The 18,489-nt window shown below is 62.0% G+C and carries 13 protein-coding genes; 4 read left to right on the forward strand and 9 right to left on the reverse strand.

The features are described from left to right. The first annotated feature begins 50 nt into the window (after window positions 1-50). From FHX03_RS18635 to FHX03_RS18650, 4 genes are read left to right on the forward strand one after another with little or no spacing between them, the layout of a single operon-like run. Window positions 51-392 carry a sarcosine oxidase subunit delta gene (locus FHX03_RS18635; protein ID WP_049734737.1) on the forward strand — a complete coding sequence of 114 codons (342 nt, stop codon included), beginning with the start codon at window positions 51-53 and terminating at the stop codon, window positions 390-392. Further along, on the forward strand, window positions 389-3,382 hold the full coding sequence (locus tag FHX03_RS18640; protein WP_097628724.1) for a sarcosine oxidase subunit alpha: 2,994 nt from the start codon (window positions 389-391) through the stop codon (window positions 3,380-3,382). The genes FHX03_RS18635 and FHX03_RS18640 overlap by 4 nt, the downstream gene beginning before the upstream one ends. Beyond that, window positions 3,375-3,923 (forward strand): sarcosine oxidase subunit gamma, encoded by a 549-nt coding sequence (locus tag FHX03_RS18645; RefSeq protein ID WP_183854918.1) that lies wholly within the window; start codon window positions 3,375-3,377, stop codon window positions 3,921-3,923. Before FHX03_RS18640 ends, FHX03_RS18645 begins: the two co-directional genes overlap by 8 nt. A 46-nt stretch (window positions 3,924-3,969) precedes the next feature. Further along, complete coding sequence (locus tag FHX03_RS18650; protein WP_183854920.1) at window positions 3,970-4,368, forward strand: VOC family protein; 399 nt, start codon at window positions 3,970-3,972, stop codon at window positions 4,366-4,368. 15 nt (window positions 4,369-4,383) lie between these two features. Here the strand turns inward: FHX03_RS18650 and FHX03_RS18655 are convergent, their stop codons facing one another. The 9 genes from FHX03_RS18655 to FHX03_RS18695 form a co-directional block, all read right to left on the reverse strand. Continuing rightward, window positions 4,384-4,869, reverse strand: a complete 486-nt coding sequence (locus tag FHX03_RS18655) for a MaoC family dehydratase (protein WP_097628795.1) — start codon at window positions 4,867-4,869, stop codon at window positions 4,384-4,386. An 89-nt stretch (window positions 4,870-4,958) separates the two neighbouring features. Next, window positions 4,959-6,938 carry a glycogen debranching protein GlgX gene (gene glgX, locus FHX03_RS18660; protein ID WP_183854921.1) on the reverse strand — a complete coding sequence of 660 codons (1,980 nt, stop codon included), beginning with the start codon at window positions 6,936-6,938 and terminating at the stop codon, window positions 4,959-4,961. A gap of 12 nt (window positions 6,939-6,950) precedes the next feature. Further along, the gene (locus FHX03_RS18665; RefSeq protein WP_183854923.1) at window positions 6,951-8,582 is read right to left on the reverse strand and encodes an alpha-D-glucose phosphate-specific phosphoglucomutase; all 1,632 of its coding nucleotides are present in this window, start codon (window positions 8,580-8,582) and stop codon (window positions 6,951-6,953) included. Between the two features lie 6 nt (window positions 8,583-8,588). Continuing rightward, window positions 8,589-10,031: a glycogen synthase GlgA gene (gene glgA / locus FHX03_RS18670; protein WP_097628729.1), complete on the reverse strand. Its 1,443-nt coding sequence runs from the start codon at window positions 10,029-10,031 to the stop codon at window positions 8,589-8,591. 3 nt (window positions 10,032-10,034) lie between these two features. Further along, on the reverse strand, window positions 10,035-11,297 hold the full coding sequence (gene glgC / locus FHX03_RS18675) for a glucose-1-phosphate adenylyltransferase (RefSeq protein WP_097628730.1): 1,263 nt from the start codon (window positions 11,295-11,297) through the stop codon (window positions 10,035-10,037). Window positions 11,298-11,316: 19 nt separating this feature from the next. Next, window positions 11,317-13,524: a 1,4-alpha-glucan branching protein GlgB gene (gene glgB, locus FHX03_RS18680; RefSeq protein WP_183854925.1), complete on the reverse strand. Its 2,208-nt coding sequence runs from the start codon at window positions 13,522-13,524 to the stop codon at window positions 11,317-11,319. Continuing rightward, a complete protein-coding gene (locus FHX03_RS18685; RefSeq protein ID WP_183778611.1) occupies window positions 13,521-15,983 on the reverse strand; it encodes a glycogen/starch/alpha-glucan phosphorylase in 2,463 nt (820 codons plus the stop codon). Before FHX03_RS18685 ends, glgB begins: the two co-directional genes overlap by 4 nt. Before the next feature lie 273 nt (window positions 15,984-16,256). After that, window positions 16,257-17,492 (reverse strand): TadE/TadG family type IV pilus assembly protein, encoded by a 1,236-nt coding sequence (locus FHX03_RS18690; protein WP_183778960.1) that lies wholly within the window; start codon window positions 17,490-17,492, stop codon window positions 16,257-16,259. A 114-nt stretch (window positions 17,493-17,606) separates the two neighbouring features. Beyond that, complete coding sequence (locus tag FHX03_RS18695) at window positions 17,607-18,485, reverse strand: transglutaminase domain-containing protein (RefSeq protein WP_183778613.1); 879 nt, start codon at window positions 18,483-18,485, stop codon at window positions 17,607-17,609. Window positions 18,486-18,489 lie beyond the last annotated feature (4 nt).

An 18,489-nucleotide genomic window follows, 5' to 3' on the forward strand; every position in this document is an offset into this window, starting at 1 on the left:
TCAGGCGCCTTCTCCCCATTGGGGAGAAGGGGAGGAGAAGGAAATCACACATGCTGCTGATCCATTGCCCCTACTGTCAGGAAGAGCGCTCGGAGCTTGAATTCCGCGGCGCCGGTGACGCGCATATCGTGCGGCCTGCCGATATCGCCTCGGTTTCGGACGAGGAATTCGAGGCCTATTTCTTTCTGCGCGACAATCCGAAAGGCCTGATCTTCGAACGCTGGCGGCACATCCATGGGTGCGGGCGCTTCTTCAACGCGGCGCGCGATACGGTAAGCGACAAGTTCATCGTGACCTACAAGGCGGGTGAGCCGAAGCCTGAGATTGGCGCGGCGGCCGAGAAGCACGCGCCTGTCGAGACATATGAAGCCGTGGAAGGAGAGGCGCAATGAGCGGCGTGAACCGTATCGTCGGCAAGGGGCGCCTGACGCCGGCCAAAACCGCGCGCTTCAGCTTCGACGGCGAGACCTATACCGCGCTGGAAGGCGATACCGTCGCCTCGGCGCTGATCGCCCACGGTGTGCATCTTTTGGGACGTTCGTTCAAATACCACCGGGCTCGCGGTATTCTGTCGGCCGGCGCCGAAGAGCCGAACGCGCTGATCGACGTCGCCCGCGACAAGGCGCGCAAGCAGCCGAACGTGCGCGCCACCGTGCAGGAAGTCTTCGACGGCATGATCGTCAACTCGCAGAATCGCTGGCCGTCGCTTGCCTTCGATGTCGGCGCGGTCAACAATCTGATGTCGCCGTTCTTCGCCGCCGGCTTCTACTACAAGACCTTCATGTGGCCGCGTGCCGCCTGGAAAAGCGTCTACGAACCGCTCATCCGTCGCGCCGCCGGCCTCGGTGTCGCGCCGACGGAAGAAGATCCGGATCATTATGCCAGCCGTTATGCCCATTGCGACGTGCTGGTGGTCGGCGCCGGCGTTGCCGGACTTTCGGCGGCCCTGGCCGCGGCCGGGACCGGTGCCAAGGTGATCCTCTGCGATGAGCAGGCGGAAGTCGGCGGCGCATTGCGCTACGATGCCGGCGTGACGATCGACGGCCAGGAGGGTTATGCTTGGGCGCAGAAGGCCGTGGCGCGGCTGAAGGCGATGGACAACGTCGAAGTGCTGGTCCGCACGACCGCCTTCGGCTACTACAACCACAATTTCGTCGGTCTCGCCGAGCGCGTGACCGATCATATCGCCAAGCCTTCTCAAGATCTGCCGCGCGAGCGGCTCTGGCAGGTGCGGGCCAAGCGAGTAATCCTCGCCAACGGCGCGATCGAGCGGCATATGGTATTTCCGAACAACGACCGGCCGGGCATCATGCTGGCTTCGGCGGCGCGGATGTATCTCAATCACTACGGCGTCGCCGTCGGAACCAAGGTCGGCATCTATACGGCGCATGACTCGGCCTATGAGGCGGCTTTCGATCTGAAACGATCAGGTGTTTCGGTCGCTGCCATCGTCGATTGCAGGCAGGCGCCGGGAGCGGCGGTGCTGGAGGAGGCACGTGCGCTCGGCATCGACGTCCTGACCGGGCAGTCGGTGATCAACACGGCGGGGCGGCTGCGCATCTCGTCGATGACGGTGGCGCGCAACGGCGGCGGTTCGCCGCGCAAGATCGCAGTCGATGCTTTGCTGGTTTCGGCCGGCTGGACGCCATCGGTGCATCTGTTCTCGCAGTCACGCGGCAAAGTGGCCTTCGATGCCGAAAGTCAGCGTTTCCTGCCTGGCTCCTATGCACAGGACTGCCTTTCGGTCGGCGCCTGCAACGGCACCGACGATCTGCAGCGGACGATCGAAGAATCGCTTGCCGCGGGCGAGCTGATGGCGCAGGCCACCGGCAGAAGCAGCGGCGAGAAGATCGCCATTTCGGCCGAGCAGGCCTATGACTGGACGGGCGGCATGATCGGTGCTGCCGAAGGCGCCGGCCCGAAGACCAACGCCAAGGCCTTCATCGATTTCCAGCACGACGTCTGCGCCAAGGATATCCGTCTTGCCGTGCGCGAGGGCATGCATTCGATCGAGCACATCAAGCGCTTCACGACCAACGGCATGGCCTCGGACCAGGGCAAGCTTTCCAACATGCACGGCCTGGCGATCGCCGCCGAAATGCTTGGCAAGGAAATCCCGCAGGTCGGTCTCACCACCTTCCGCGCGCCCTATACACCGGTTACCTACGGCACGCTGATCGGCCATTCGCGCGGAGAGCTGTTCGACCCGACGCGCAAGACGCCGCTGCACAACTGGGAAGAAGCGCATGGCGCCGTCTTCGAGGATGTCGGTAACTGGAAGCGTGCCTGGTTCTATCCGCGGGCGGGTGAGAGCATGCACCAGGCGGTCGCCCGCGAATGCCGCACAGCCCGAGAGTCGGCCGGTATTTTCGACGCTTCGACGCTCGGCAAGATCGAGGTGGTGGGGCCGGATGCGGCGAAGTTCCTCAACCTCATCTATACCAATGCCTGGGACACGCTGAAGCCGGGCAAGGCCCGCTACGGCATCATGACCCGCGAAGACGGCTTCGTTTATGACGACGGCGTCGTCGGGCGCCTGGCCGAGGACCGTTTCCATGTGACGACGACGACCGGCGGCGCGCCGCGCGTTCTTCACCACATGGAAGATTATCTGCAGACGGAATTCCCGGATCTGAAGGTGTGGCTGACCTCGGTGACCGAGCAATGGGCGGTGATTGCCGTGCAGGGCCCGAAGGCGCGCGAGATCGTCGCGCCCCTCGTCGAAGGGCTCGACCTCTCGAACGAGGCCTTCCCGCATATGAGCGTTGCCGAGTGCACGGTCTGCGGCGTGCCGGCGCGGCTGTTCCGCGTCTCCTTCACCGGCGAAATCGGTTTCGAAATCAACGTGCCCGCCGATTATGGCCAGTCGGTGCTCGAAGCCGTCTGGGCCAATGCCGAGCCGCTTGGCGCCTGCGTCTACGGCACAGAGACGATGCACGTTCTGCGCGCCGAGAAGGGCTACATCATCGTCGGCCAGGATACTGACGGCACGGTTACCCCGGATGACGCGGGCGTTGCCTGGGCCGTTTCGAAGAAGAAGAAGGACTTTGTCGGCATTCGCGGCCTGCAGCGGCCGGATCTCGTCAAGGAAGGGCGCAAGCAGCTCGTCGGCCTTGTCACCAAGGATCCGAAGCTGGTGCTCGAGGAAGGCGCGCAGGTCGTCGCCAACCCGAACGAGCCCAAGCCGATGACAATGCTCGGACACGTCACCTCGTCCTACTGGTCGGAAAACTGCGGCCGGTCGATCGCTTTCGCGCTTGTCGCCGGCGGTCGGGCGAGGATGGGCGAAACGCTCTACGTGCCGATGGCGGACCGGACGATCGCCGTCGAGGTGACGGATCTGGTATTCTTTGACAAGGAAGGAGGCCGCATCCATGGCTGATGTCGCAATTCGCAAACCGGCGCTTGCCGGCCGTCTCGGCGGCTCCGCAACAGTACGGCTGACGACGGCGCCGGCAGCGAGCCGTGTGGCGCTACGCGCCCCGGCGGAATCGCTTGCAGCACTTTCCTCCGCGCTCGGTCTGTCCGTGCCGACCGCCCCGAAAACATCGGGCCGGGCCGGCGCCCGGTCGGTGCTCTGGATCGGGCCGGACGAATGGCTTGTCATCGATGAGGACGGCGCCGATCTGATGACGGTGCTTTCGGGCGTGGGCGCCGTGCATTCGGCGACCGACGTTTCTCACCGCAATCTGGCGATCATCGTCTCGGGACCGGGTGCGGAAAAGACGCTTGCCGCCGGGTGCCCGCAGGATCTGTCCTTGTCTTCGTTTCCGGTTGGAGCCGCGTCGCGCACGATCCTCGGCAAGGCGGAAATCGTGCTTCTGCGCACCGATAAAGACACGTTCCGGGTGGAGTGCTGGCGGTCGTTTTCCGATTACGTCTTCGGGCTGCTCGACGAGGCGGCTCATGATGCCGGCCATTGAAGCCGGAGCAATCCGGCTGCGTAAGTCTCATTCGAGGAATAGGTGAATGCTGCACCATGCCTCCCTCGGTGTTTCCGATATCGAACGATCGGCGGCGTTTTACGATGCCGCCCTAACCGCGCTCGGTTATGTCAGGGTCTGGGATGACATCCGGCCGGGGCAGACGGGACAAGCCGTCGGCTACGGTCTTCCCGGTGGCGGCGACAAGCTGGCGATCAAACATAGACCGGAGGGCCAGCGCCCGGCCGGCCCGGGTTTTCATCTGGCGTTCGCCGCTCCGAGCCGCCAGGCGGTCGATCGGTTTCATGCCGCGGCGATCGCCCATGGCGGCGGTGACAATGGTGGTCCAGGCTTACGCCCACACTACGGCGAACATTATTATGCGGCGTTCGTGATGGATCCGGACGGACACGCACTCGAAGCCGTCTGCAAGTCGGCCGCGTAGCAAGCGGCGTTTTGCTCAAACGTCCTCGGGACGGTCCTTCGGGTCGAATTGGATGATGGTGATCCATTTTGCCGTGAGGGCCGGCTTCTTCTCGTTTTCGATCTCGATCGAGACATCATAGGTGGTCATCAGCATGCCGCCGCCGCGGAAGCGGGCGTCCGAGAGCAGGAAGCGGCCGCGGACGCGGGCGCCGCTCTTCACCGGCGTCATGAAGCGGACGCGATCGAAACCGTAATTGATGCCCATGGTCTGCTCGCGCACTTTTGGCAGGCAGTTGTAGTTCATCGTCGACAGCAGAGACAGTGTCAGGAAGCCATGGGCGATGGTGCCGCCGAAGGGGCTTTCGGCCGCGCGCTGGGGATCGACATGAATGAACTGATGGTCGTCGGTCGCCCCTGCAAAGGCGTCGATCATCGTCTGGTCGACGGTGATCCAGTCCGAAAGGCCTGTTTCCATGCCGATCAGTCCCCGCACGTCGGAGAGTGAAATTTCCGTGACCATGAATTCCTCGTGAAATGGGCCGCCGGCCAAAGCCTTATCGTGCATTTATGACGATTGCGACAAGGATTTGCGCAAGCGAGGGGAGGCGGTCACTTTTCTACGAAAAAGGCGACGGAGCGTGGCTCGACGGTGACGCGGGCGCCGGTTTTCTTGGCTCCTTCCGGTGTCAATTGACGCCAGCCCGGTTCGGTTCCGGACGGGAGCGTGAAAAATTGGCGGTCGCCCGAACGGTTAAAGAGCACGGCAAGGCGGGTCTGCCTGCCGCACGCCGAGCGGTCACCGGTGGAAAGCAGCATGCCGAGGGTGGAAAGCGACGGTGTCTCCCATTCGGAAACGGTCATCGGCTCGCCGGAGAGCGAAATCCATTCGACATCGCCGTTGCCTGCCAGGAAGCCGGTTTCGGAAAAGATCGTGAAGCGGCGGCGCAGCTCGGCGACGAAGGCGGTATGGGCGATGAGATCCTCGTTCAGCGCCTTCCAGTCCAGCCAGGTGATCTCATTGTCCTGGCAATAGGCGTTGTTGTTGCCATGCTGGCTACGGCCGCCCTCGTCGCCCGCCGTCAGCATGATGCTGCCGCGGGTGGCAAAGAGTGTCGATATCAACGCCATCACATCCTCACGGCGACGCTTGCGGATCGTCGGATAGACGGTCTCCCCCTCGACGCCGTTGTTCCAGGAGTGGTTCTCATTATGGCCGTCACGATTGTGCTCGCCATTGGCGTCGTTGTGCTTTCCCGCATAGGAGACGAGATCGGTCAGCGTGAAGCCGTCATGGGCGGCGAGGAAATTGACGCTGCGCGTCTCTTTGCCGTCGTTGCGGGAGAAGATGTCGGATGAGCCGGCGAGTGCGGTGGCGAGCGCCCCGGTCTTCCAATCGTCGCCGCGCCAGTAGCAGCGCAGATCGTCACGAAGCCGGTCGTTCCATTCGAGGAAAGGCGGCGGGAAATTGCCGAGCTGATAACCACCCGGGCCGATATCCCAGGGTTCGGCAATCATGATCCGGTCGGCGAGCACATTGTCGGCGAGGATCGCGGCTAGCGTTCCGCCATCGCGCTCGAAGCCTGTCGCGGTGCGGCCGAGCACCGGGGCGAGATCGAAGCGGAAACCGTCGACGCCTGAATTGAGCACGAAATGGCGCAGGCTGTCGATGACGAGACGCCGCACCTCGGGATGATCGCAGGCGAGCGTGTTGCCGGTGCCGGTGTCGTTGACGAGTTCGCCCGGCATATTCCGGGCGTGGCGATAATAATGCAGGTTGTCGAGGCCGCGCAGCGATAGAGTCGTGCCGTAACGGTCGCTCTCGCCGGTATGGTTGAAGACGAGATCGAGGATGACGGCGATGCCCTCGGCATGGAGGGCCGCGACCGTCTGGCGCAGTTCCGTCATGCCGCCCGGCGCCAGCCGCGGATCGAGGGCCATGAAGGCGACCGGATTGTAGCCCCAGCCGTTGGTGAGGCCGAGTGGCGGCAGGTGGCGTTCGTCGATCCAGGCGGTGATCGGCATCAGTTCGACGGCGTCGACACCGATGCGCTTCAGATGCGCGATAACGGAGGGATGGGCAAGGGCGGCGATCGTGCCGCGCTGAACGTCCGGCACGTCGGGATGGAGGATTGTGAAGGGACGGACAGCGACCTCGTAGATGAAGCCGCCCGGTTTGAAGAGCGGCTTGCCGATTTCGGCGCGCGTATCGGTGGTGACAATCGCCTTCGGCATCAGATCCTGGCTGTCCTCGCCATAGATGCCGAGGCGGGGATCGTAGCGGAACGGCCTATCGATCTCCTTGGCGTAGGGATCGATCAGCAGTTTGGAGGGATCGTACCAGAGGCCGCTGTCGGGAGCGTAGATGCCGTCGGCGCGATAACCGTAGCGGGCGCCCGCCTTCAGACCGTCGACAAACAGACGGTGGAAGTGATTGCTGTCGCGCGCCATGGGCAGGCGCGCGAATTCCCTGTTGCCGTCATCCTCGAAAAGGCAGAGTTCGATCTGTGCGGCGTGATGCGACCACACGGCAAATTCGACACCGGTTTCGAAGACGATCGCGCCGCTTTGCGCCGAACTCTCTCCCCGCATGTTCCCCCCGGATCAGGTGATCACGGTTGGCGCATCGCGTCCCGTGCGTTCACGAATGCTGGCAATGCTTTCGGCGGCCGCGATCAGATCGGCGAGCGCTTCCTGCGTTTCGATGTTGTGGCGAGTCGAATCCGGCTCGTAGCGCTCGACATAAACACGCAAGGTTGCGCCAGACGTGCCGGTGCCGGACAGGCGGAAGACGACGCGGGAGCCGCCGGCAAAGAGCACGCGCACACCCTGATGCTCGCTCACCGATTTGTCGATCGGATCGTGATAGGCGAAGTCGTCGGCCTTTTCGACCTTCAGGCTTCCGAAGCTCTTGCCGGGCAGAGTGGATAGCTGGCTGCGGAGGTTGTCCACCAGGCCGTTCGCCGCATCGGTGTCGAGACCTTCGTAGTCATGGCGCGAATAATAGTTACGGCCATAGGTCTGCCAGTGCTGGGTGACGATATCGGCGACGCTCTCGCCACGGACGGCAAGGATGTTCAGCCAGAGCAGCACGGCCCACAGGCCGTCCTTTTCGCGGACGTGACTAGAGCCGGTGCCGGAGCTTTCCTCACCGCAGATCGTCGCCATGCCGGCGTCGAGCAGATTGCCGAAGAATTTCCAGCCGGTCGGCGTTTCGTACATGCCGATGCCGCGCTTTTCGGCGACGCGGTCGGCGGCGCCCGATGTCGGCATCGAGCGGGCGATGCCGGCCAGGCCGCCGGAATAACCGGGAGCGAGATTGGCGTTGGCGGCAAGGATCGCCAGGCTGTCGGAAGGGGTGACGAAAATGCCGCGGCCGATGATCAGGTTGCGGTCGCCGTCGCCGTCGGAAGCAGCGCCGAAATCGGGCGCGTCATCGCCCATCATCTCATCGAAGAGTTCCTTGCAGTGAACCGGGTTCGGGTCCGGGTGATGACCGCCGAAATCCGGCAGCGGCATGAAATTGCGCACCGAACCCAGGGGAGCGCCGAGGCGATTTTCGAAAATTTCCTTGGCATAGGGGCCAGTGACGGCGCTCATCCCGTCGAAGGCAATGCGGAAGCCGAGGCTGATCAGATTGCGGATGGCGCCGAAATCGAACAGCTCTTCCATCAGCGCGGCATAGTCCTCGACCGGGTCGATGACCGAGAGGATCATGCCGCCCGGCAGCTCGTCCTTGCCGATGCGGTCGAGATTGACGTCGGCGAAATCGGCGATCTTGTAGCTGTCGATCGTCTTCGAGCGCGCATACATCGCGTCGGTGATCTTTTCCGGCGCCGGGCCGCCATTGTTGATGTTGTATTTGATGCCGAAGTCTTCGGTCGGGCCGCCGGGATTGTGGCTGGCTGAGAGAATGATGCCGCCGAAAGCCTTGTACTTGCGGATGATGTGGGAAGCGGCTGGCGTCGACAGGATGCCGCCCTTGCCGACCATGACCTTGCCGAAGCCGTTGGCGGCGGCCATCTTGATGGCCTTCTGAATGACTTCGCGATTGTAGTAGCGTCCGTCGCCGCCGATGACGAGGCACTTGCCCTGATAACCTTCCAGCGAATCGAAGATCGACTGGATGAAGTTCTCGGCATAATTCGGCTGCTGGAAGACCGGAACCTTCTTGCGCAGACCCGACGTGCCGGGTTTCTGGTCCAGATAGGGCGTGGTGGGTACGGACTTGTTCATTTTAGTTCACATGCCTTTCGAGACGAGGCTTGAATAGAGGGCAGCGTAGCGTTCGGCGCTCTTCTCCCAGGAGACATCCGATTTCATGCCTTGCTTTTGCAATTGGGTCCAGAGTTTTCGGTCCGCGTAAAAATGCATCGCACGGCGGATTGCCTGTAGCATGCCCGCTTCCGTCACGGGTGAGAATTGTATGCCGGTTGCCACTTTCGCCGCAAGTGCGGCGTGATTGGCGTCGATCACCGTGTCGTTCAGCCCGCCCGTGCGGGCGACGATCGGCACGCAGCCGTAACGTAGGCCGTAAAGCTGGGTGAGGCCGCAGGGTTCGAAACGCGACGGGATGATGATGGCATCGCAGCCGGCCTGCATCAGGTGCGACATCGGCTCGTTATAGCCGATCGAGACGCCGATGCGGCCGGGATGGCGGCTGGCAGAGGCAAGCAGTGCGCCTTCAAGTGCGGCTTCTCCGGAGCCGAGCACGACGAGCTTGCCGCCCATGGCGACGATTTCGTCGGCGACATTGGCGACGATATCCATGCCCTTCTGCCAGGTCAGGCGGCTGATGACGCAGAAAATCGGGGCGTCGTCATTGTCGAGATGGAAGAATTCGGCGATCGAACGGCGGTTCTCCTCGCGGTTCTTCAGCGTCGTCGGGCCATAATGGGTGTGGACGACGGGATCGGTCGCCGGGTTCCAGATATCCGTATCGATGCCGTTGACGATGCCGTGCAGATTGTCGATGTGGCTGGCGATGACGCCCTCGAGGCCCATGCCGAATTCCGGCGTCAGAATCTCGTCGGCATAGGTCGGGCTGACCGTGGTGATCGCGTGGGCGGTCTGCAGGCCGCCCTTGAGGTAGCCGATGGTGCCGTAATATTCGATGCTGTCGGTGGCGAAGGCATGGGCTGGCAGGCGCAGGCCGGGAAAGATCTCGGGACCGAACTGGCCTTGGAAAGCGATGTTGTGGATGGTCAGCACGCTCGGCAGTTCCGGCGTCGGATAGTAGCGCATATAGACCGAGGTCAGCGCCGCCTGCCAGTCGTGGGTGTGGACGAGATCCGGCCGCCAGCCGGGCAGGAGTCCGGCAGCGATCTCGGAGGCGGCGAGCGACAGCGCGGCGAAGCGCCGCCAATTATCGGGATAGTCCTTGCCGAGCGGATCGACATAGGGGCCGCCCGGCCTGTCGTAATAGGCCGGCGCATCGAGGACGAGCAGATCGAGGCCCTCATGCTGGACCTCAAGCACAGCAGCCGGCTCGCCGAGCAGGTCGGGGAATTCGAGCCTGACGATCGGGTCGCGAATGACCTTCATGACGGCGGGATAGCCAGGCAGAAGGGTCTTGGTCTCGACCCCGAAGGCTTTAAGAGCAATCGGCAGGGCGCCTGACACATCGGCCAGGCCCCCTGTCTTGATCAAAGGGAAGACTTCGGACGAAACCGAAAGAACTTTCATAAGTCAGATATCCAGCTTGTCGATCATCGGTTGGGTGATCAGGCAGATGCCGCTTTCCGTCCGCCGGAAGCGTTTGGCGTCGAGTTTGGGATCCTCTCCGACGACCAGGCCTTCCGGAATGACGACGCCATGGTCGATCACCACATTCTTGAGCTGCGCCCGCCGGCCGATCTTGACGTTCGGCAGGATGACCGCGCCTTCCAGTTTGGAGAAGGAGTTGGCCCTGACGCCGGTAAAGAGCAGGCTGTTGTTGAGGCTGGCGCCGGAGATGATGCAATCGCCGGAGACAACGGAGGAGGTGGCCGAGCCGCGGCGATCCTCGTCGTCATGGACGAATTTCGCCGGCGGGGTGATCTCGGCATAGGTCCAGATCGGCCAGGACTTGTCGTAGATGTCGAGTTCGGGAACGATCGCCGTCAGGTCGATATTGGCCTGCCAATAGGCATCGATCGTGCCGACGTCGCGCCAGTAGGGCTCGTGCTCGAAATCGGAGCGGACGCAGGATTTGGCGAAGCGGTGGGCGACCGCCTTACCATTCTTGACGATATAGGGGATGATGTCCTTGCCGAAGTCGCGGCTGGAGTTCGGATCGGCAGCGTCGCGGCGCAGCGCGTCGAGCAGGAACTTGGTGTGGAAGACGTAGATGCCCATCGAGGCGAGAGCGAAATCCGGCTTGTCGGGAATGGGCGGCGGATCGGCCGGCTTCTCGACGAAGGCGATGATCTCGTCCTTGTCGTTGACATGCATGACGCCGAAGCCCACCGCCTCCATGCGCGGCACTTCCAGGCAGCCGATGGTGACGTCGGCGCCGGAATCGACATGCTGCTGCAGCATCCACTCATAGTCCATCTTGTAGACATGGTCGCCGGCGAGAATGACCATGTATTCGACACCGTAATCCTCGATGATGTCGATGTTCTGGTAGACGGCGTCGGCGGTGCCTTCATACCACTGCGTTTCCGAGACGCGCTGGCTGGCAGGCAGGATGTCGAAGCTCTCGTTACGCTCTGGGCGGAAGAAATTCCAGCCGCGCTGCATATGGCGGATCAGCGAATGCGCCTTGTATTGCGTGGCAACGCCGATGCGTCGGATGCCTGAGTTCAGGGCGTTCGACAGGGCGAAATCGATAATGCGGGCCTTGCCGCCGAAATAGACGGCAGGCTTGGCACGCCGGTCGGTCAGTTCCTTGAGACGGCTCCCCCTGCCGCCGGCCAGAACATAAGCCATTGCATCGCGGGCAAGTGGCTGAACACGCTTTTCTACCATTTTCTCCTCCCACCAGTCACTAATTTTCAGGTTCAAGCATGATTGTCGCCAAGGGCGGCAAGGTGATCGAGCAGGTGATGTTGCCGCCGGCATCGACGGCCTGCACGCGCCCGCCATTGCCCTTGCCGCTGCCGCCGTAGATGTCGGCATCGGTGTTCAGGATTTCCCGCCAGCGGCCTGCGGACGGCAGGCGGATCGTATAGTTCTCGCGATAGACGGGGGTGAAATTGGTGATGACGGCGACCGGTTTCTGGCCCGGCGCCTTGCGCAGCCAGGCAAAGACGGAATTCTGGTGGTCGTCGGCGACCAGCCATTCAAATCCCTCGCCCTCGCAGTCACGCTCATGCAGCGCCGGCTTGCTGCGGTAGGTGAAGTTGAGGTCGCGCACCAGGCGCCGCATGCCCTCATGCATGCGGTATTGCAGCAGGTTCCAGTCGAGCGATTTCGCCTCGCTCCACTCGCTCCACTGGGCGAATTCCTGGCCCATGAACAGCAGCTTCTTGCCGGGATAGCCCCACATATAGGCGTAGTAGGCGCGCAGATTGGCGAATTTCTGCCAGTCGTCGCCCGGCATCTTGGCGATCAGCGAGCCCTTGCCATGGACAACCTCATCATGCGAGAGCGGCAGGACGAAATTTTCCGAATAGGCGTAGAGCAGGCCGAAGGTGAGTTCGTTGTGATGGTGTCCGCGGTATATCGGATCGCGGCTCATATAGCTCAGCGTGTCATGCATGAAGCCCATGTTCCACTTGAAGCCGAAGCCGAGACCGCCTTCATGCACGGGCTGGGAGACCTTCGGCCAGGAGGTCGATTCCTCGGCGATGGTCATAACATTGGAATGATTGCCGTAGATGCGGGTGTTGAGGTCCTGCAGGAAGCGGACCGCTTCGAGGTTCTCGTTGCCGCCATATTCGTTCGGGATCCATTCGCCGTGCTTGCGGGAGTAATCGAGGTAGAGCATCGAGGCGACGGCGTCGACGCGCAGACCGTCGAGATGGAATTTCTCGGCCCAGTAAAGCGCGTTGTTGACGAGATAGGAAACGACTTCGGTCCGGCCGAAATTGTAGATCGCCGTGCTCCAGTCCGGGTGGAAGCCCTTGCGCGGATCTTCGTGCTCGTAGAGCGCCGTGCCGTCGAACCAGCCGAGGCCGTGCTCGTCGGTCGGGAAATGCGCCGGCACCCAGTCGAGGATGACGCCGATGCCGACCTTGTGGCAGCCGTTGACGAAACGGGCGAAACCTTCCGGCTCGCCGAACCGGGCGGTCGGCGCGTAGAGGCCTGTCGTCTGATAACCCCAGGAGGGGTCATAGGGGTACTCGGTGATCGGCAGGAATTCGATATGGGTGAAGCCCATGTCGGCGCAATAGGGGATGAGGCTGGAGGCGAGCTCGTCCCAGGACAGCATCGTGCCATCGTCGCGGCGCCGCCATGAGCCGGCATGCACCTCGTAGATCGAGATCGGCTGGCGGCGTTTGTCGGTTTCGCGCCAGTGCTTCAGATGGGCTTCGTCTTCCCACTCCTGTTCCAAATCGGCGGCGGCGATCGAAGCGGTTTTTGGTCGGAGCTCGCTGCGGCGGGCGAAGGGATCGGCCTTCAGCGGCAGCAACACGCCGTCCTGGCCGCGGATCTCGAATTTGTAGGCAACGCCGATCGGCACGTCAGGGGCAAAGATTTCCCAGATGCCGCTGTCGGAGCGGAAGCGCATGACGTGGCGGCGGCCGTCCCAATTGTTGAAATCGCCGACGACGGAAACGCGCTGCGCATTCGGGGCCCAGACGGCGAAGTGGATGCCCTGGGCGCCGTCATGCTTGATGAGGTGGGCGCCCATCTTGTCGAACAGGCGCAGGTGCGAGCCCTGGCGGGCGAAATAATCGTCCATCGGCCCGAGCACCGGACCGAAGCTGTAGGGGTCGGTGACAGCCCATTCGGCATCGCCGCGCCGGGCGCGGTAACGCACCGGCTGGAGCTTGGTGAGGGAAACCGGGCCGGCGAAGAAGCCGTCGGCATGGAGCTGTTTCAATTCGCCGATGACGCTGCCGTCGAGCGTCATGGCGGTGACTTCCTCCGCGCCCGGGATGAAACAGCGAGCGACGAAGGCGTCGCCTGCCTGGTGCACCCCTAGAACGGCAAAGGGATTGGAATGCGAGCCGGCAAGGATCGCCGCGATTTCATCTGCCGAAATTTCCCAGGAAAGCTTTACTTCAGGGACGGTTTTCGGCGTTTTCATCCGGCTCTCCAGATTTCGTCTGCATATTGCCTGATCGTACGGTCGGACGAGAACCAGCCCATCCGCGCCGTGTTGTTGATCGTCTTGGTGTACCAGGCGGACTGGTTGGTCCAGATCTGATCGACCTCGCGCTGGGCCTGGGCGTAGGCGTCGAAATCGGCCGCGACCATGAACCAGTCGTGCGAATAGATGCCGTCGATCAGCGAGGTGTAACGGTTGCGGTCATCGGGCGAGAAAACGCCGGAGCCGATGGCGGCGAGCGCCTGAGCGAGTTCGCGCGAGCCCTCGATGATGGCGCGGGGATTGTGGCCATCGCTGCGGACCTTGGCGACCTCGTCGGCCTTCAGGCCGAAGATGACGATGTTGTCCTCGCCGACATTGTCGCGCATCTCGACATTGGCGCCATCGAGCGTGCCGATGGTGAGCGCACCGTTGAGGCCGAACTTCATGTTGCCGGTACCGGATGCTTCCATGCCGGCGGTCGAGATCTGTTCGGAGAGGTCGGCGGCGGGCACCATGACTTCGGCGAGCGAGACATTGTAATTCGGCACGAAGACGACCTTCAGCAGGCCGCGCACCGACGGATCGTTGTTGATCGTGCGGGCGACGTCGTTGATCAGCTTGATGATCAGTTTGGCGTTGTAATAACTCGGCGCCGCCTTGCCGGCGAAGAGTTTCACGCGCGGCACCCAGTCGAGTTCGGGATGCGAGCGGATCTGGTCGTAGAGCGCGACGGCCTCGATGATGTTCAAAAGCTGGCGCTTGTATTCGTGGATGCGCTTGATCTGGATGTCGAACATCGCCGATGGATCGAGCTTGACGCCCATGCGGCTGGCGACGAGGTTGGACAGCGCCATCTTGTTGGCGCGCTTCACCGCTGCAAACTTCTGCTGGAAGCTCGGATCCGAAGCATGCGCCTCGAGCGGCCTTAGCTTCTCGGCATCGTCTAGGAATTCGTCGCCGATCGCCTCGCGGATCAGGCCGGTGAGACCTGGATTGCACTGCTGCAGCCAGCGACGCGGGGTGATGCCATTGGTCTTGTTGTTGATGCGGTCGGGATACAGCTTGTGCAGGTCGGCAAAGACCGTGACCTTCATCAGGTCGGTGTGAAGGGCGGAGACGCCGTTGATCGAATGCGAGCCGACGAAAGCAAGGTTGCCCATGCGCACGCGGCGGTCGCCACTTTCATCGATCAGCGAGATCGAGCGGATTTCCCCATCGGAGAAGTTCTTGCCCTTGCGCGCGTCGATCAGAATCTTGGCGTTGATTGCATAGATGATTTGCATGTGGCGCGGCAGCAGACGCTCGAACAGCGGTACCGCCCAGCTTTCCAGCGCTTCCGGCAGAAGCGTGTGGTTGGTGTAGGAGAAGGTATGGCGGGTGATTTCCCAGGCCTGGTCGAAATCCATGCCGTGCACGTCGCAGAGCAGACGTACGAGTTCGGCCACCGAGACGGCCGGATGGGTATCGTTCAGCTGGATCGCCACCTTGTCCGGCAGCGAGGTGAAATCGTCATATTGCTGCAGATGGCGGCGCAGGATGTCCTGCAGCGAGGCCGACGAGAAGAAGAACTCCTGGCGCAGGCGCAGTTCCTGGCCGGCCGGGGTCGCGTCGGCGGGATAGAGAACCCGGGTCAGGCTTTCGGCCTTGTTGCTTTCGCGCAGCGCTCCGATGTGGTCGCCGGCGTTGAAGGCATCGAGCAGGATCGGATCGATCGGCTGCGCCGACCAGAGACGCAGCGTGTTGACGCGCTTGCCGCGCCAGCCGACGGCCGGCGTGTCGAAGGCGGCGGCGATGACGCGCTCGGCCGGTTTCCAGACGTAGCGCGGCTGGTCGTCATGGGTAGTGATGAATTCGACGGCGCCGCCGAAACCAATTTCATAGGCGCTTTCGCGGCGCTCGAACTCCCAGGGATTGCCGTGGGCGAGCCAGTTTTCCGGCAGCTCCACCTGCCAGCCGTCGGCCAGTTGCTGCCGGAACAGCCCGTGCACATAGCGGATGCCGTAGCCGTAAGCGGGTACGTCGACCGTTGCCATGCTCTCCATGAAACAGGCAGCCAGGCGGCCGAGGCCGCCATTGCCGAGGGCGGCATCGGGTTCCAGGCCGGCAATGACGTTGACGTCAACGCCGAGCGAGGAAAGCGCATCGCGCACCTCCTCCATCAGGCCGAGGTTCGAGACGGCGTCTCGCATCAGGCGGCCGATCAGGAATTCCAGGGAAAGATAATAGACGCGCTTGGCGCCGGTCGCATACACCTCGCGGGTAGAGGCCATCCATCTGTCGATAATGCGGTCGCGCACCACCAGGATCGTCGCCGTCAGCCAGTCATGCGGCTTTGCCACCTTGGCATCCTTGCCGATGCGGTAGGTCAGGCGCTCGATAATTTCTTCGGCGAGAATTTCCGGCTTCGAGCTGCGCGGGGCGGGGGAGGGGATAATCGGCTTGGAAACGGTGTTCATTGTCAGGTCTCGCCAATTTTAATTTGGTTTCAGGATGTTATCCCTGATTCAATCAATTTGTCGCTTGTGCCGACGACAGTTTATGCATCGTTACTAAGCACTTGCAACAAAGGATTTGGACAAACGAAAAATTTGCGAAACCTTCGTATTCACCCGGCTCAAGGGGATTGATTTCAATCGCTTTTCCCGATCAGATGGGTGGGACAGCGATAACGAAAAGCCGCGCCGGTTTGTTCCGGCGCGGCTTTTCGTTTTACGTTTCCCGGGCCTTAATCAGTTCGTCAGACGTGTCATCTGAGCAGAGGCCTTCGCTCCGATCGCTTTGAACGCGGCGAGCAGGTCTTCCATTTTTTCCGCCTGGAAATAGTGGGAGTCATCGGAGGCGCAATAATGCAGCAGCGTTTGTCCCCCCGCCGGGGCCATGAAGGCGATCGTATAGATCTCGATGCCCTTGGATTTGGCCGTGTCGCATGTTGCCTTGGTCAGCGTATCATATGAACGGCCGCCGCTGCTATCGTCGTTATTGTCGCCGTCCGTCATGAAGACGATGTACTTTTTGGGTGTTTGCCCGGTCTTCAGCTTGTGGGCGGAGTCTTCGGCGTCGTTCCCCGCAGCATTCTTCGCGGTCAGGGACGAATAGGCGGTGCTCATTGCGCCGCTCGAATTCGTGCCGCCATTCGCCTGAAGTGCGTTGACATAGCTGGTAACACCGGTGGTTCCCCAGGCGAGATTGCTCGGAGTGTATTGGTTGATATCATAGGACACGGCGCCGGTGCGCACGTACTCCGCATTGGGATCGGCGCTGTTCAGTTGGCCGAAGAGATTGCCGGCGGCGATCTTAAGCGCCTCGATCTTGGTGTAGTAATTTGTGCGGCTGCCGGTGCATTTGTCGTAAACCCACTTATTATTCTTGCTATTGTAATGGAGGTTGCAATCGTAGGTGTACGATTCCGTTGGGTCGTCCGCATTGACGGTTGCGGTAGCCTCCCCCATCGATCCTGATTTATCGAGCGCGAGAAACATCGAGATCGAGCCTTGGGTCTGTGAGTGCCCGCCGACCGTCGTGCCGGAGGTCGAGAGATGCTGCGTCTTGAAGCCGACCGCCTGCATGAGCGGATTGACCGTAAGGTCGTAACTCGGTGAAACCGTTACCTGGTAGGATGTCGATTTGCCCGATGTGCTTGTCTGCACATTGACGCTCGTCCCGCTCTTGATATCGACGCCGCTCTGCACGTAATTCGCCATCTGGCCGGCGACGAAATTCTGCGCGAAGGCCTCGGCTTGCGACGTTTGGATCGTGCCGTTCGCTAGCGCCGTAGCGGTCGCCAGCGCCGCTGAATCGGCGGCCTCCTGCAACTGCTGCTTCGAGAGCATCATATCCCCGACCTGGATCGCTACGCCGGCAACCCCGAGGAGAACCGGCGCCATAATCGCAGTCATGATACCGAAGTTGCCGCCTCGATCGCTGAACATGCGACGCAGGCAGAGATGCAAAAAGGAGGTGCTCATCATGTTCACCCAACTGGAAACTCTGTGAGGTGATTAACGCACACTGCTTCTTTACGCCTGACTTACCACCTCAATAAAATTCTAATAAATCGGCGGATTTTTCCAGTTTTGGGATTATTTCAGCGGGATTACGTCGACGGCCTGGACGGCGCGCTGGCCGCCATAACTCTTCAACACGCCGATGACGGGAACGACGTCGGAATAGTCGCGGCCGTAGGCAACGACGATGTGGTCGGTGCCGGCGGGGATGTTATTGGTCGGGTCGAGTTCGATCCAGCCGATCGTCTGGCCGCACCAGATCCTGACCCAGGCATGCATGGCATCCGCCCCTTCGAGGCGTTCCTTGCCGGGCGGCGGGATGGTGCGCAGGAAACCCGAGACATAGCCGGCCGGAATGCCGAGGCTTCGCAGCCCCAGGATCATGATGTGGGTGAAATCCTGGCAGACGCCGCGCTTCAACCTAAATGCCTCAAGCGGCGTCGTGTCGACTGTCGTCGCGTCGGCGTCGTAGGTGAAATCCTTGTGGATGCGGGCACAGATCGCGTAGGCGATTTGCATCGCCGTCAGATCGGGCATGGCGCAGCTTCGGGCAAAGTCGCTGATCTCGCGCGCCTGGGTCAGGCGCGGGCTTTCGCCGAGAAAGTGGTGCGGCGAATCCGCCGCCAGCGACCAGACGCCTGACAGTTCCTCCGGCAAGTCGGCCAGCAGCGGCGAAAAATCGGCGGCGATCGGCTGGCTTTCCACCTGCACGCGGGCCTGCATGCGAATGTCGAGCGTCTCGTGCGGCGCCCGCAGCATGAAGGCGGTTGCGGGATGATCGAAGAAATCGACGAAATGCGACTGCTCGTCCGGCGTCGGCGAAATTGTGATCGAGCCGGCGACCAGGCGCTGCCTGTTGGTCAGCGACAGCGGCATCAGGCGCATGATGTGGCGAGCGCCGGAGGCCGGCACGTCGTAGCTGTAACCCATGCGCAGCGAAAGATCGTAAAGCATCGCC

The organism is Rhizobium sp. BK456, assembly GCF_014194045.1.
Taxonomy (GTDB): Bacteria; Pseudomonadota; Alphaproteobacteria; order Rhizobiales; family Rhizobiaceae; genus Rhizobium; species Rhizobium redzepovicii.

Bases quoted from the DNA above. Each gene is read 5' to 3' on its own strand.
- FHX03_RS18695 (WP_183778613.1), bottom strand. From the start codon at position 18,485: ATGCTTTACGATCTTTCGCTGCGCATGGGTTACAGCTACGACGTGCCG.
- glgX (WP_183854921.1), bottom strand. From the start codon at position 6,938: ATGCGGGGAGAGAGTTCGGCGCAAAGCGGCGCGATCGTCTTCGAAACC.
- FHX03_RS18645 (WP_183854918.1), top strand. From the start codon at position 3,375: ATGGCTGATGTCGCAATTCGCAAACCGGCGCTTGCCGGCCGTCTCGGC.
- FHX03_RS18665 (WP_183854923.1), bottom strand. From the start codon at position 8,582: ATGAACAAGTCCGTACCCACCACGCCCTATCTGGACCAGAAACCCGGC.
- FHX03_RS18655 (WP_097628795.1), bottom strand. From the start codon at position 4,869: ATGGTCACGGAAATTTCACTCTCCGACGTGCGGGGACTGATCGGCATG.
- glgA (WP_097628729.1), bottom strand. From the start codon at position 10,031: ATGAAAGTTCTTTCGGTTTCGTCCGAAGTCTTCCCTTTGATCAAGACA.
- FHX03_RS18685 (WP_183778611.1), bottom strand. From the start codon at position 15,983: ATGAACACCGTTTCCAAGCCGATTATCCCCTCCCCCGCCCCGCGCAGC.
- glgB (WP_183854925.1), bottom strand. From the start codon at position 13,524: ATGAAAACGCCGAAAACCGTCCCTGAAGTAAAGCTTTCCTGGGAAATT.
- FHX03_RS18635 (WP_049734737.1), top strand. From the start codon at position 51: ATGCTGCTGATCCATTGCCCCTACTGTCAGGAAGAGCGCTCGGAGCTT.
- FHX03_RS18690 (WP_183778960.1), bottom strand. From the start codon at position 17,492: ATGAGCACCTCCTTTTTGCATCTCTGCCTGCGTCGCATGTTCAGCGAT.
- FHX03_RS18640 (WP_097628724.1), top strand. From the start codon at position 389: ATGAGCGGCGTGAACCGTATCGTCGGCAAGGGGCGCCTGACGCCGGCC.
- glgC (WP_097628730.1), bottom strand. From the start codon at position 11,297: ATGGTAGAAAAGCGTGTTCAGCCACTTGCCCGCGATGCAATGGCTTAT.
- FHX03_RS18650 (WP_183854920.1), top strand. From the start codon at position 3,970: ATGCTGCACCATGCCTCCCTCGGTGTTTCCGATATCGAACGATCGGCG.